Genomic DNA, 12,204 nt, shown 5'->3' with positions numbered 1-12,204 from the left:
CAGTCGCGTCGCGGCGTTATCGAGCGGCCCCGCATGGCAGCGCGCCTGCCGCGCTCAGCGGCCGGCCCAGCGGCCGCAGTCCTCGCGCCACCGGCCACACCGTCACCGCGGCCAGCAGTGCCGCCGCCCATTCCCGGAGGCCCAGCGGGCCGAATTCGAACAGCCCGCGCAGGGCAGGCCATTGCAGCGTCAGGGCCAGCAGCGCCAGCGTCGCCGCGACCGCCAGCCGGGTGGCGCCGTCCCAAGTGCCGGCGTGCCGCTGATGCGGCGAGCGGTTGTTGACCATCAAGGTCAGATTGCCCAGCACCAGCGCACAGAAGGCGGTGGCGCGCGCGGTATCCGCGGGCGTCTGGGTCTGCTGCAGCCAGGCGTAAAGAACGCCGGCGGATGCCAACAGCGCCAGCCCCAGGGCCAGGCCAATCAGGAAGGTTCGTAGTGAAAACAGCGGCTTCTCGACGGGCAGGGGAGGGCGGCGCATCAGGTCCGGCTCTGCCGCGACGGACTCGAAAGCCAGTCCGCACAGGGGGCCGATGACGATCTCCAGGAACGCCACATGGGCCGGGCGCAGCAGTTCCGGCCAGCCAAAGAGCAGTGGCAGGATCACCAGCCCGGCGATCGGCACATGCGCCGCGACGATGTAGACGATTGCCTTGGACAGGTTGTCGAACAGGCGGCGGCTTTGCCGGACCGCGTTCAAGATGTCCGAGAAGTCGTCGCGGGTCAGGACCAGGTCGGCGGCTTCGCGCGCGACATCGGTGCCACGCGCGCCCATGGCGATGCCGACGTGGGCCGCGCGCAATGCGGGCGCGTCGTTGACGCCGTCTCCCGTCATCGCAACGATGGCGCCTTGCCGCTTGAGCATCTGGACCAGGCGCAGCTTCTGTTCCGGCTTTACGCGCGCGTAAACGCAGGTGCGGCCCACCAGTTCGGCCAGATGCTCGCCGCCTTCCCGCGCCAGCACATCGCCTTCAGCCACGTAGTCCGCCGGAATGCCCGCCTGGCGGGCAATGGCGCGGGCAGTCTCCGGATGGTCGCCCGTCAGCATCAGCACGCGTATGCCCGCCGCATCGCACGCGGCGACCGACTCGGCCACGCCTTCCTTCAGCGGATTTTCCAGGCCCACCAAGCCCGCGAACTGCAGCGGCAGGTCGTCGGGCTGATCGGGAAGCCGCCCGTTCGGCCAGCGCCCGCTGGCCGCCGCCAACACCCTCAGCCCCGCCGCGGCCATGCGCTGGACCTCGGCCAGCAGCTGCGCCGTGCGCGCCGGCGAAAGCTGGCAAAGCTTGAACACGGCCTCCGGCGCGCCCTTGCACGCGAGACGGGCGTCATCCGCTTGCGCCGTAGCCCAGACGTGGATCACAGCCAACCGTGCGGACGAGAAGGGATAGGCTTTAACCAAGGCAAGACCGTCCGCCGGTGGATGCCCGCCAAGCGACGCGGCAAAAATGCGAAAGGCGTCCTCCATTGCATCCCCGGAATCGGGCACGCTCGCCAGCGCAAGCGTTTCGGCCAGGGTCATGGCCTCGGCCGCGCTATCCGCCGCCGCCGCGCCCGCGAGATCGGCGGCATCGATCCGCACTGAGCCAGCGTAAAGCGCGCGAACGACCATGGTGTTTGTCGTCATGGTGCCCGTCTTGTCGGCACACAACACGGTGGTCTTGCCCAGGGTTTCGACCACGCTCAGCTTGCGGACAAGCACGCCTTCGCCCGCGATGCGCCGGGCTTCCAGCGCGGAGAAGATGGTCACGATGACGGGGAAATCCTGGGGAAGCAGACTCATCGCCAACGCGATGCCCGCCAGCATCCCTTCGAACCATCCTCCCCGCATGTAGACGTACAGGGCCCAGGTGGCCAGCGACAGGAAGAACCCCACCCACATGAACCGCAGGATGAAATGGCGGGTCTGCAATTCCAGGGGCGCGCGTTCCGGCGTCAGTTGCCGCATCGACTGGCCCAGCGCGCCCAACCGCGTGTCGTCTCCCACGGCAAGAACGCGCAGGGTGCCGGTTCCCGACAGCACCAGCGTCTCGCTCAGCACCTCGGCATCGCCCTCAACCGTGCCCGATAGCCGCTTGTACACGGGCTGGAACTCGCCGGTAAGCGGCGACTCGTCTACCAGCAGACCCTCTCCGTCCGTCAACCGGCCGTCCGCGGGGACGCGGTTGCCTTCGGCAAGCAGCACGGCATCGCCAGGCTTCAGTTCGGCCGACGGCACCCAGTGGCGCTTGCCGTCTCGCAGCAGCAGGGCGCGGGGCGCCGCCAGACGATCCAATGCGTCAAGGGCGCGTGCGGTACGTAATGACTGCGCCACCGTCAGCGCAAAAATGACCAGTACAAAAAGCAGCAGCAGCGCCGCTTCCTGCCAGGCGCCTAGTAATGTGTACAGGCCGCCGCCGGCCAGCAGCAACGCGAACATCGGATCCTTGACCAGATCCAGGCTGATCGAGGCCAGGGTGCGCTGATGGTCCGGCGAAGGCATGGCGCATCGGCCTAGGTGATCAGCACCACCGGAATGTGAACGGTGTGCAGCACCTTCAGCGTGGTCGATCCCAGAAACAGGCTGCCGGCCGCGCCCAATCCTCGCGACCCCATGACGATATGGTCGCAACCCTGCTCGGTGGCGTGGGCCTTGATGCATTCGGCAATGTTGCCCACCCGCGTCGCCTTTTGATAGACGATGCCCGAGCGGTCCAGCAAGGCCTCCGACTCCGCGAGGGCGGCCTTGGCTTCGTCCTCATAGAATTCCTCGATGGCATCCGGCTCAAAGAACGCCAGTATCGCGCCGGAAGCAATGGGCGGCTGCACATTCAGCAGGTGGATGGCGCAAGGGCCATGTTCGCGGACCTGGTCGACCACATAGTGCACGGCGCGCAGGGAATTGCCCGATCCGTCAACGGGGATAAGCACGTTTTTCACGACCCCTCCGATAGCAGTATCTGCCCGGGCCGCATGGCTCGGGCGTGATGCCATCATCGCGCCGATGCGGTCGTGGAAGTTGACGTCAGTCAAGCTTTCGCCCGATCGCGTGGGCGAGCGCGGCCAGGCCTGCGCGGAGCCCGACGTTTGTCCCCGATTTCTGCATGACAAAGGTCAATTTGGCGATTCCGGACGGGGGCAACATGGAGAGGCGGGCGAACCTCCCGCGTCTCATCCTCACGAAAAGGAGATAGCCATGTCGCGCTTGACGCAATACAGCCCATTTTCGAGCGAACCCTTCGCGGACGTTTTCCAGGCGTTCCTGCGGCCGATCCGGCAGAACGGGGAGGATCAGGCCACCCGGATGGATATCGATGTCACCGAGGCAGGCGACAAGTACGTCCTGAAGGCCGACGTGCCCGGGATCGACAAGAAGGACATCACCGTGCAGATCGATGGCAACACGGTGATGATCTCGGCCAACAAGGAAAAGCACAGTGAAACGAAAGAGGCGGGAAACGTCATCCGCCAAGAGCGTTTCTGGGGCCAGGTTCAACGCTCCGTGTCGCTGGCCAGCCCCATCGATGAAGCGGCCGCCAAGGCGGTCTGCGAGAACGGCGTCCTGACCCTGACACTACCCAAATCGGCGGGAAGCCGGAACAAGACGCTGCAGATCGAATGACGGCGGTTTACAGCCATGTCCCTGTATAGACGGATCCTCATTCCCATCGACGGCAGCCAGACCGCCGAACTGGGGCTGGACGAAGCCATGCGTCTGGCCGTGTGCAACAGCGCTCGCATTCGATTGATCTGCGTGGTCGGGGAACTGCCCCTGTCCTCGCGGATCGGCGCGGATTGCTATTCCCCAAAAGAGGTGCGCATGCTGTCGCGCGAGCTTGGCGTTCAAGTGCTGCGCAACGCCGCGCGCCGGGTGCGCGCACGTTGCATCCCGGTCGATAGCGCGCTGTTCGAGGCAGGCGAACAATCCTTCGAGGAGCGCGTGGCCCAGGAGGCCGACGCGTGGGGCGCGGATCTGATCGTCATAGGCGCTCGCGGGGGGGACGGCTTTAATGCCATCCCCCGGGGCGCCGGGACCAGGAACGCCCGCCGCGCCGCGCCCATGCTGCTGGTGCACGAATCCGCGCGAAAAGCGCAACGCCGCTCAGTGCACGGCGGGCGTCAGGCCGAAATCGCCTCTAGTCTCGCGTATCTCGTCGACTCGTTCTGAATCCACCAGGCAGGCGGATCGGCCCGGTCAATCAATGTGCGGCAGCGCGCGCCGGCACGGCCCAGTCCGGCCGGCTCTCGCGTTCGGTGTCGACGATGATCAGATAGCGTCCGGCGCCATCGGCGGGCGTCCTGCCGGGTTGCAGCACCCACGGCGGCGCGACCAGATCGGCCGCGAGCTCGTAGTCGGCGTCCAGCAATCCGTAGCTGTCGAGCAAGCGGTTCAGGGTTGCCGGAATGCGGATGCAGCCTTTGGATTGCGGCGTTCCCAGCTTGGATTCCAGCAGGACGGGATCCGTCGCGTGCATCTGCAGCCGCATCGTGCTCACGCCGCCATTGCCCCATCCCCGCAATGCCTGCTGCCAGCCGAAGTCATAGACCCGCATGCCCTTGGCGCCGTAGCCCAGGATGCCATTCGCGTTCTTCGTGCCCTGGGCGCGGAAGTCCGGATTGGCCAAGGTATGCGGGTACACGCCCGTGGGCGTTTCAAAGTGATCGAACTGGCCGATCCTGCCGGTCGACACCGGCGCCGCGCCCACATGGACGGGCATGCCGATGGCGGGCAGCCAAAAGAGGAAGACCGCCTGCACCTTGGGATTGCGGTCGACCACGAGGGCGTACTGCGGGCCCAACAGGCCGAGCCCCGCTTCCTTGAGCATCCCCAGCGCCAGGCTTGCATAGCGGATCTGCTCGTCGGCCGGAACCGTCAGCGCGGGCGCAACGCGCAGCGCAAAGGTCTGCATGACGTCCTGCGGCGTGACCTGGGCCGGTACCGGGCTGGTCATCATCGCCGACAGGACGGCGCACCACACTGCAGCCCGCGCGGTGGCGGGGCCATGGCCCGATCCCCCCACGGAACTCGGCTTGTTTTTCATGGTGTCTCCGGCGCTTTCGCGTGCCAGGCCGCGGGGCCTGGCCATGCAATCATGATCGCGCGGCTGCCGCGGACGCGATTGACGCCGGTCAATCTCTCTTCCGATTGCGGCGTGCGTGCCGGCCAGGATGCGGCACGCGTGCGAAGGATCGTTCGACCAAGCCCCAGCGCAAGGGCCGCCGGTCAGCGTCGAATTCGTGATTTTGGTCAACAAGCGCTTGCCAGACAGGTTCAAGATGAAATCCATGAAGACAAGCGTCCTCGCCGTGTTGCTTCACCTGATTCTGGCCCTGCTGCCGGCTGGCCCCGCGTTCGCACAGCCGGCGGATTCATTGATGCCGGTACCGCCCGCCCTGTTGAACCGCGTTGATCAGGAAGCCGAGGCCACGCTGTTGCGCCTCTATCGTCTGTCGCCCGCGGCCAAGGCGCTGGTTGGCCGGTCATTTGGCGTGCTGGTGGTGCCCGCCTTGCACGCCGACGGAAGCATCCTGGGGATGGCCTATGGACGCGGTGTACTGATCGACGCCGCCGAGGGGCGCAATTACTACAACGTCATCGCCAGTCCGCCGGGCTCGGTGCTTGGGCTGAACGACAAGTCGCTGATCCTGGTCTTTTCGTCCTACCCGGCCCTGCGCGGGTTCCAGGTCGGGCCGGGGTGGGAAGAGGGCGCCAGCGGAACCATCCAGATCCTGGACGAAACCGCCATGGCCGCGCGCGAGCTGGTCGTTGAACCGATCGCGGGCTTCATCCTGTCGGAAACCGAAATGGTTCGAGGCCTGTCGCTCCAGGGCATGCTGTTCGTCAAGGTCCCGGTTTACATGTGCGCCGATCAAACCGATGCCTGCCGTGGAAAAACCGCAATCCCCTTCCCCCCTTGATGCTCGCGGCCATGTATAGACGGATTCTCATACCGATTGACGGCAGCTCGACCTCTGAATCGGGGTTGGATGAGGCAATACGCCTGGCCTTTCTCCATGACGGGGTCATTCGGCTGATCTGTATCGTCCAGCCTCAGCCGTCGTCCGGCGCGCCAGGCGCAAATTGCTATTTCCCGGCGGAAATTCAGGCGCTATTGTTTGAGCATGCCGCCGAACTGCTGCGCAATGCGGCAACAAAGGTGCGCGCCAACTGCATTGCCGTCGATAGCGCGCTCCTCGAAGCAGGCGAACGCTCGTTCGAGGAATGCCTGGCGGCCGAGGCCCGGGCCTGGGAGGCCGATCTGATCGTGATCGGGGCGCACCGGTCGCGCGACGTGCGCAGGATGCCGATGGCCAGCCCGGCCCCGAACCTGCCGCGCGGCGTGGCCGTCCCCTTGCTGCTCGTGCGCGAGGCTGCGCCAAAGGCCGTTCAACCACTCGTCAACAGTTGGAGGTAGGGCATGAATACCACGATGAAAGCAGTCGTCTTTGCCAGCCCGGGCCGCATTGAAATACGCGAAAAGCGCATTCCGGACGTCGGGCCCAATGACGCGTTGATCAAGATCACCACCACCACCATTTGCGGCACGGATATCCACATTCTCAAGGGCGAGTATCCGGTGCAGCCGGGCCTGACGATCGGCCATGAACCCGTCGGCGTCATCGAAAAGCTGGGAAGCGCCGTGACGGGGTATTCCGAGGGCCAGCGCGTGATCGCCGGCGCGATCTGCCCGAATTTCAATTCCTACGCCGCGCAGGACGGTGCGCCCTCGCAGGACGGCAGCTATCTGGTGGCCAGTGGCATGTGTGGATGTCACGGCTACCGCGCCACCGCGGGGTGGCGCTTCGGCAACATGATCGATGGCGCCCAAGCCGAATACCTGCTGGTTCCCGACGCGCAGGCCAATCTCGCGCCCGTGCCAGACGGCCTGAGCGACGAGCAGGTGCTGATGTGCCCGGACATCATGTCGACCGGATTCAAGGGCGCCGAAAACGCCAACATCCGCATTGGCGACACGGTGGCCGTGTTTGCGCAGGGCCCGATCGGACTGTGCGCGGCGGCGGGCGCCCGGTTGCTGGGCGCCACCACGGTCATCGGCGTGGATGGCAATGCGCGGCGTCTGGAAATATCTCGCCAGTGGGGCGCCGATATCGTCCTGAATTTCCATGATTGCGACGTCGTCGAGGAAATCCTGCGTCTCACCGGCGGCAAAGGCGTGGACTCGGCCATCGAAGCGCTGGGCCAGCAAAGCACCTTTGAATCCGCCCTGCGCGTATTGAAGCCGGGAGGCACGTTGTCCAGTCTGGGCGTCTATTCCGCCGACTTGAAGATCCCGGTATCCGCGTTTGCCGCCGGTCTGGGCGACCACAAGATCAACACGGCGCTCTGCCCGGGCGGCAAAGAGCGAATGCGCCGGCTGATGAACGTGTTGCAGTCGGGCCGCCTGGATCTCGCAAAAATGGTCACGCACCGCTTCGCGCTGGACCAGATCGAGGACGCGTACGACCTGTTCGCCAATCAGCGGGATAACGTGCTGAAGGTTGCGATCCGGCCCGGGGCCTGATTCCTCTACAACCAGCCCCGGCGCCGTGGCGAGCCTGGGCGGGCTTGCGGCGGGCCGCATCCTCGGCAGCCTGGCCAGGTGCTGGTTGCGCTCGCACTTCAACGTAAACGCCAGCCCACGGAAAATTCGCAGCAACTTTCCGCCAGTTCGGCCACGCTCTCGCAAAACGCCACATCCGCGTCCCGGCGGAACATCGCGCTGTACACCGATTGCGGCGGCGCCACGCTGGTGCGCGCAATGACGAGTTGCCGCGTGCTGACCATCTCGGCAAAATAGTCGCGCGGCAGGCAGCTCACGCCGAAGCCCGCGGCGGTCAACCCGGCCATCGCGATCAGGCTGTTGATGGTGAAAATGTTGCTTTGCGCGGTGTGGGGGCGCAGCCATTCGTCATAGATCATGTTCAGGCCGGACTCGCGGCTCTGGCGCAGCAGCGGCAGGCGGGCGATGTCGGCCGGGGTGTAGACGTGGCTCGTGTCGATCAGGTCGGGACTGCCCATCCACGCAAATTCCAGGCGCTGCAACGCCACGACCTGCAGGTTCGGCTCGGCGAATTCGCCATGCAGAAAGGCCATGTCCAGCTGCCCGGCCAGCAGCCGCTTGTGCAGGTCGCCGCCCAGATCGATATGCGGCTCCAGCGTGATGCGCGGATAGTGGACTCGCAGCAGGCGGATGAGGGCGGGAAGCCAGGTCATCGCGGTGATCTCCGTGATGCCGAAGCGGAAGGTGCCCGTCAGGGTGTGCTGGCCTTTCAGGCGCGCCAGCAGGCGGTCGCGGTGCCCCAGCATCTGTTCGGCCAGCGCGTAGATTTCATGACCGCGCGCCGTCAGTTCGGCGCGGTGGCCTGACCGGTCAAACAAGGCGATGTCGAAGTCGGCTTCCAGCTCCTGGATGCGCTTGGTGATTGCCGATTGCGTGGTGTGCAGCTTCTGCGCAGACGCGGAAAACGTGCCTAGCCGCACCGTCCAATACAGCGCCTCGATTTGCTTGAAAGTCAGCATGCGGCGCCCATGAGATCGGTAGAGTTCATTCCGAATTTTCCCTTAAGGGGTAACCCCTATATTCTGAAAAGTGATGAAGTTCGCTGAAATTTAATCCCTTTTTCGGAATCGCAAAAGCTCGCACCATTCGCTCTGACTCAATTCCTGCCGACCGGATCCGCTTCATAAAGCCGGAGATCGAGCGGCCTTCGATTCAGGACAAGCAGATCGTCATGGCTACCATTTCCACCGGCGCACGCATACTGCCGGCATCTCCCGTCGCGCCCGCCGCCATCCTGCAAGCGCTTGCAGGCATCGTCACGCCGCATCTGAGCGACAATCTTGCGCGGCGCGAGGGCATCACCGGGCTGCGGCGCTACAACCGAGCGGGCAAGCTCGTGGGCACGGCGCTGACCGTCAAGACCCGCCCCGGCGACAACCTCATGATCTACAAGGCCATGCTGCAGATCCAGCCGGGCCACGTGCTGGTGGTGGACGCCGGCGGCGATCTGTCCAACGCCGTGCTCGGCGAGATCATGAAGCGCTATCTGCAGATCCACGGCTGCGCGGGCGTGGTCGTCGACGGCGCCATCCGCGACGTGGCAGCCTTCGAAGCCGACAGCTTCCCTTGCTACGCGCGCGGCCACATCCACCGCGGTCCCTACAAAGACGGTCCCGGCGAAGTCAATGTGCCCGTGTCGATCGGCGGTCAGGTCATCAATCCCGGCGATATCCTGGTGGGCGACGAAGATGGGCTGGTCAGCTTTGCCGTGTCGGACGCCGACGCGCTGATTGCCGCAGCCCATGCGCACGCCGACAAGGAAGCGCGCATCATGGCCGAAATCGCCACCGGCGAGAAAACGCAGAGCTGGATGCAGGCCGCGTTTGCGGCAAAGGGGCTGGCATGAACGCCGTCACCCCCGAATTCCTGGCCGAACGCGCGCGCGCCATCAAGCCTTCGCCCAGCATGATGGCCAAGAGCCGCGTGGATCAACTACGCGCTCAGGGCCGCGACATCATCGATTTCACGGTGGGCGAGCCGGATCTGCCCACACCTGCCCACATCGTGCAGGCCGGCATCGACGCGCTGAACAGCGGCGACATCCGCTACACCGCGTCGGTCGGCGCCAAGCCCCTGCTTGAAGCGGTGCGCGCCAAGTTCCGCCACGAGAACGGACTGGACTACGGCCTGGATGAACTGATCGTCGGCGTGGGCGCCAAGCAATTGATCTTCACCGCGCTGGCCGCCACCGTGCAGGCCGGCGACCAAGTCATCATTCCGGCGCCGTACTGGGTGTCCTATCCCGATATGGTCCTGGTCAACGACGGCACGCCGGTCGTGGTGGCCTGCACGGAGGCCGACGGATTCAAGCTGACCCCCGACGCGCTCGAGCGCGCCATCACGCCGCGCACCAAGTGGCTGCTGTTGAACACGCCCAGCAATCCGACCGGCGCGATGTACGGCGCCGACGAGCTGCGCGCGTTGGCGCAGGTGCTGGCGCGTCATCCGCAGGTCTGGCTCCTCACCGACGAAATCTACGAGCACCTGGCCTATGGCGGCGAGGGCCACGCGTCGCCCGCGGCCGTCGAGCCGGCGTTGGCCGCGCGCACGTTGACGATCAACGGCGTCTCCAAAGCCTATGCAATGACGGGCTGGCGCCTGGGGTACGCAGGCGGTCCGAAGGCGTTGATCAAAGCCATGGCCACCCTGATTTCGCAGAGCACCAGCTGCGTCAGCGCCATCAGCCAGTCGGCCGCGCGGGTCGCGCTGACGGCCGACCAGCAATGCGTGCGCGATGCCGCGGCCCTGTTCCACGACCGGCGCGACCGCATCGTGGCGCTGCTCAACGAGGTGCCTGGCATCCGTTGCCCGGTTCCCCAAGGCGCGTTCTACGTGTATCCGTCGGTCGAAGGCCTGCTCGGCAAGACGACGCCCAACGGCCGCAAGCTGGAAAGCGACCTGGACGTGGTGATGTTCCTGCTGGACGAGGCCGGCGTCGCGGGCCTGGACGGCGCGGCCTATGGACTGTCGCCTTACCTGCGGCTCAGTTTCGCGACGTCGATGGAAAACATCGAAGAAGGCTGCCGCCGCATCCGCGAAGCCTGCGCCCGGCTGGCCTGATATCGGATTTTTAAGTAGCACCCATACCTACACATCAAGGGAATCCCATGAAGACGTTCATCTCCTCCTTCGTTGCCATTGTCGGCCTGGCGGCCACGCTGGCGCCCGCCGCCAATGCCGACACGCTGCAGGACATCAAGGCCCGCGGCAAATTCATCTGCGGCACCATGGGCACGGCCGAGCCGTTCAGCTTCCAGGATCCCAAGACGCGCGGCATCGTCGGCTACGAAGTGGATGTCTGCCAGGCGCTGGCCGACAGCCTGGGCGTGCCGCTGGAGCTCAAGCTGATCGCCGTCGAGGCCCGCATCCCCGAGCTGATTGCCGGCCGTGTGGACGTCGTGGCCGCCAACCTGGGGTGGTCGCCCGAACGCGCCAAGCAGATCGATTACTCGCACCAGCACTTCGTGAGCCCGCAGAAGATCCTGTCGCGCGAGTCGGACAAGGACCTGAAGGCGCCGGCCGATCTGGCGGGCAAGCGGGTCAGCGCGGTGCGTGGATCGTCCTCGGAGCAAGGCGCGCGCAAGAACATCCCGAACGTCGATCCCGTGACGTTCAAGGATCCCAGCGGTGCGTTCCTGGCGCTGCAGCAGGGCAAGGTGAGCGGCTTTGTCGGGTCCGAACTGATGCTGGTCAAGCTGCAACACCAGGCCGCCTCCAGCGCGGTGCCCGTCAAGATCCTGGAGCCGGCGCTGTTCATCGAACCGTGGGGTGTCGGTGTGCGCAAGGGCGACACGGCGATGCTGAACCAGGTGAACAAGGTGCTGGACGGCATGGAGGCGTCCGGACAGGCCGCCAAGACCTTCGACAAGTGGTTCGGCCCCGGCACGCAATTCAACATCAAGCGCGACTTCCGCATCGAAGAAATCAAGGGTTGACGCACCAAGCGTCCTGGAGCCTGGTTCGATGCACTACATCTTCGACTTTGGCGCCATTTTTCAGGGCGAGTATCCGGACTGGCTGCTCAGGGGGTTGATCACCACCCTGGCGCTGGCCGGGCTTGCCTGGATCCTGGCGTTCTTTGTGGGCAGCCTGTTGGCGGTGATCCGCCTGACGGGCTCGCCCATTGCCAATGGATTGATCGCGACGTACGTCGCGTTCCACCGCAACGTGCCCATGCTGGTGCACATCCTGTTCTGGTATTTCGGTGTGCCGGCCTTGCTGCCGGCCCCCGTCACGGACTGGCTCAACAGCCACGGCAGCGAATTCATCCTGTCGTGCATCGCGATAGGGCTGGTGATGTCCGCGTATGTCTGCGAAGACCTGCGCAGTGCGGTGCGCGGCATTCCGCCCGGCCAGGTCGAGGCCGCGCGCGCGCTGGGCCTGAGTTTTCTGAAGACCATGCGCAAAGTCGTGCTGCCTCAGGCTTTTCGCATCGCCATTCCGCCGCTCTTGAATCAGACCCTGCTGCTGCTCAAGAACACCAGCCTGGCGATGGCCATCGGCGTCACCGAGCTGACGGCGGCCGCACGCGAGATCGAGAACAACACGTTCCGCACGTTCGAGGCCTACGCGGTCGTGACGGTGATCTACCTCGTGCTCTCGTTCGTCATCATGGGCGGGGGCGCAATGCTGCAACGACGCTATCGTCCGCTGGGAGTCCGCTGAC

At 65.4% G+C, this 12,204-nt stretch carries 13 protein-coding genes; 9 read left to right on the top strand and 4 right to left on the bottom strand.

The annotated features are described in order from the left end of the window. Window positions 1-16: 16 nt before the first annotated feature. Together KVT32_RS18545 and KVT32_RS18540 are read right to left on the bottom strand one after the other, a co-directional pair. Window positions 17-2,479 carry a cation-translocating P-type ATPase gene (locus KVT32_RS18545; RefSeq protein WP_217618652.1) on the bottom strand — a complete coding sequence of 821 codons (2,463 nt, stop codon included), beginning with the start codon at window positions 2,477-2,479 and terminating at the stop codon, window positions 17-19. A gap of 11 nt (window positions 2,480-2,490) precedes the next feature. Continuing rightward, on the bottom strand, window positions 2,491-3,009 hold the full coding sequence (locus KVT32_RS18540) for a universal stress protein (protein ID WP_217618651.1): 519 nt from the start codon (window positions 3,007-3,009) through the stop codon (window positions 2,491-2,493). 163 nt (window positions 3,010-3,172) lie between these two features. On the opposite strand from KVT32_RS18540, the gene KVT32_RS18535 reads away from it, so the two are divergent. Both KVT32_RS18535 and KVT32_RS18530 read left to right on the top strand, forming a co-directional pair. Then, on the top strand, window positions 3,173-3,598 hold the full coding sequence (locus KVT32_RS18535; protein ID WP_217618650.1) for an Hsp20/alpha crystallin family protein: 426 nt from the start codon (window positions 3,173-3,175) through the stop codon (window positions 3,596-3,598). Window positions 3,599-3,613: 15 nt separating this feature from the next. After that, entirely contained in the window at window positions 3,614-4,144 is a 531-nt protein-coding gene (locus KVT32_RS18530) for a universal stress protein (RefSeq protein WP_217618649.1), read from the top strand. 31 nt (window positions 4,145-4,175) lie between these two features. Here KVT32_RS18530 and KVT32_RS18525 read toward each other — a convergent pair whose 3' ends face one another. Continuing rightward, window positions 4,176-5,018: a L,D-transpeptidase gene (locus tag KVT32_RS18525; protein ID WP_254636928.1), complete on the bottom strand. Its 843-nt coding sequence runs from the start codon at window positions 5,016-5,018 to the stop codon at window positions 4,176-4,178. Between the two features lie 244 nt (window positions 5,019-5,262). Between KVT32_RS18525 and KVT32_RS18520 the strand changes: the two genes are divergently transcribed. The 3 genes from KVT32_RS18520 to KVT32_RS18510 are packed head-to-tail and all read left to right on the top strand — an operon-like array spanning window position 5,263 to window position 7,499. Further along, a complete protein-coding gene (locus tag KVT32_RS18520) occupies window positions 5,263-5,895 on the top strand; it encodes a hypothetical protein (protein WP_217618648.1) in 633 nt (210 codons plus the stop codon). Window positions 5,896-5,906: 11 nt separating this feature from the next. After that, window positions 5,907-6,392, top strand: a complete 486-nt coding sequence (locus tag KVT32_RS18515) for a universal stress protein (RefSeq protein WP_217618647.1) — start codon at window positions 5,907-5,909, stop codon at window positions 6,390-6,392. A 3-nt stretch (window positions 6,393-6,395) separates the two neighbouring features. Continuing rightward, window positions 6,396-7,499: an NAD(P)-dependent alcohol dehydrogenase gene (locus KVT32_RS18510; protein WP_056322931.1), complete on the top strand. Its 1,104-nt coding sequence runs from the start codon at window positions 6,396-6,398 to the stop codon at window positions 7,497-7,499. Window positions 7,500-7,597: 98 nt separating this feature from the next. Here the strand turns inward: KVT32_RS18510 and KVT32_RS18505 are convergent, their stop codons facing one another. Then, window positions 7,598-8,497 (bottom strand): LysR family transcriptional regulator, encoded by a 900-nt coding sequence (locus tag KVT32_RS18505; protein WP_056322933.1) that lies wholly within the window; start codon window positions 8,495-8,497, stop codon window positions 7,598-7,600. A 212-nt stretch (window positions 8,498-8,709) separates the two neighbouring features. Here KVT32_RS18505 and KVT32_RS18500 point away from each other — a divergent pair, with 212 nt between their 5' ends. The 4 genes from KVT32_RS18500 to KVT32_RS18485 are packed head-to-tail and all read left to right on the top strand — an operon-like array spanning window position 8,710 to window position 12,203. Continuing rightward, window positions 8,710-9,384 (top strand): RraA family protein, encoded by a 675-nt coding sequence (locus tag KVT32_RS18500; RefSeq protein WP_152385106.1) that lies wholly within the window; start codon window positions 8,710-8,712, stop codon window positions 9,382-9,384. Further along, window positions 9,381-10,598 (top strand): aminotransferase class I/II-fold pyridoxal phosphate-dependent enzyme, encoded by a 1,218-nt coding sequence (locus KVT32_RS18495; protein ID WP_152385105.1) that lies wholly within the window; start codon window positions 9,381-9,383, stop codon window positions 10,596-10,598. Before KVT32_RS18500 ends, KVT32_RS18495 begins: the two co-directional genes overlap by 4 nt. A 47-nt stretch (window positions 10,599-10,645) precedes the next feature. Continuing rightward, window positions 10,646-11,473 carry an ABC transporter substrate-binding protein gene (locus tag KVT32_RS18490; protein WP_056322942.1) on the top strand — a complete coding sequence of 276 codons (828 nt, stop codon included), beginning with the start codon at window positions 10,646-10,648 and terminating at the stop codon, window positions 11,471-11,473. A 28-nt stretch (window positions 11,474-11,501) separates the two neighbouring features. Beyond that, window positions 11,502-12,203, top strand: a complete 702-nt coding sequence (locus KVT32_RS18485; RefSeq protein WP_152385104.1) for an amino acid ABC transporter permease — start codon at window positions 11,502-11,504, stop codon at window positions 12,201-12,203. Window position 12,204 lies beyond the last annotated feature (1 nt).

Source organism: Achromobacter sp. GbtcB20, assembly GCF_019091095.1.
GTDB lineage: Bacteria > Pseudomonadota > Gammaproteobacteria > Burkholderiales > Burkholderiaceae_B > Achromobacter > Achromobacter mucicolens.
The sequence above is the reverse complement of the archived record's forward strand: the minus strand, read 5'-3'. Positions and strand labels throughout refer to the sequence as shown.

Bases quoted from the DNA above. Each gene is read 5' to 3' on its own strand.
- KVT32_RS18525 (WP_254636928.1), bottom strand. From the start codon at position 5,018: ATGAAAAACAAGCCGAGTTCCGTGGGGGGATCGGGCCATGGCCCCGCC.
- KVT32_RS18510 (WP_056322931.1), top strand. From the start codon at position 6,396: ATGAATACCACGATGAAAGCAGTCGTCTTTGCCAGCCCGGGCCGCATT.
- KVT32_RS18530 (WP_217618649.1), top strand. From the start codon at position 3,614: ATGTCCCTGTATAGACGGATCCTCATTCCCATCGACGGCAGCCAGACC.
- KVT32_RS18485 (WP_152385104.1), top strand. From the start codon at position 11,502: ATGCACTACATCTTCGACTTTGGCGCCATTTTTCAGGGCGAGTATCCG.
- KVT32_RS18505 (WP_056322933.1), bottom strand. From the start codon at position 8,497: ATGCTGACTTTCAAGCAAATCGAGGCGCTGTATTGGACGGTGCGGCTA.
- KVT32_RS18500 (WP_152385106.1), top strand. From the start codon at position 8,710: ATGGCTACCATTTCCACCGGCGCACGCATACTGCCGGCATCTCCCGTC.
- KVT32_RS18490 (WP_056322942.1), top strand. From the start codon at position 10,646: ATGAAGACGTTCATCTCCTCCTTCGTTGCCATTGTCGGCCTGGCGGCC.
- KVT32_RS18495 (WP_152385105.1), top strand. From the start codon at position 9,381: ATGAACGCCGTCACCCCCGAATTCCTGGCCGAACGCGCGCGCGCCATC.
- KVT32_RS18515 (WP_217618647.1), top strand. From the start codon at position 5,907: ATGTATAGACGGATTCTCATACCGATTGACGGCAGCTCGACCTCTGAA.
- KVT32_RS18545 (WP_217618652.1), bottom strand. From the start codon at position 2,479: ATGCCTTCGCCGGACCATCAGCGCACCCTGGCCTCGATCAGCCTGGAT.
- KVT32_RS18535 (WP_217618650.1), top strand. From the start codon at position 3,173: ATGTCGCGCTTGACGCAATACAGCCCATTTTCGAGCGAACCCTTCGCG.
- KVT32_RS18520 (WP_217618648.1), top strand. From the start codon at position 5,263: ATGAAGACAAGCGTCCTCGCCGTGTTGCTTCACCTGATTCTGGCCCTG.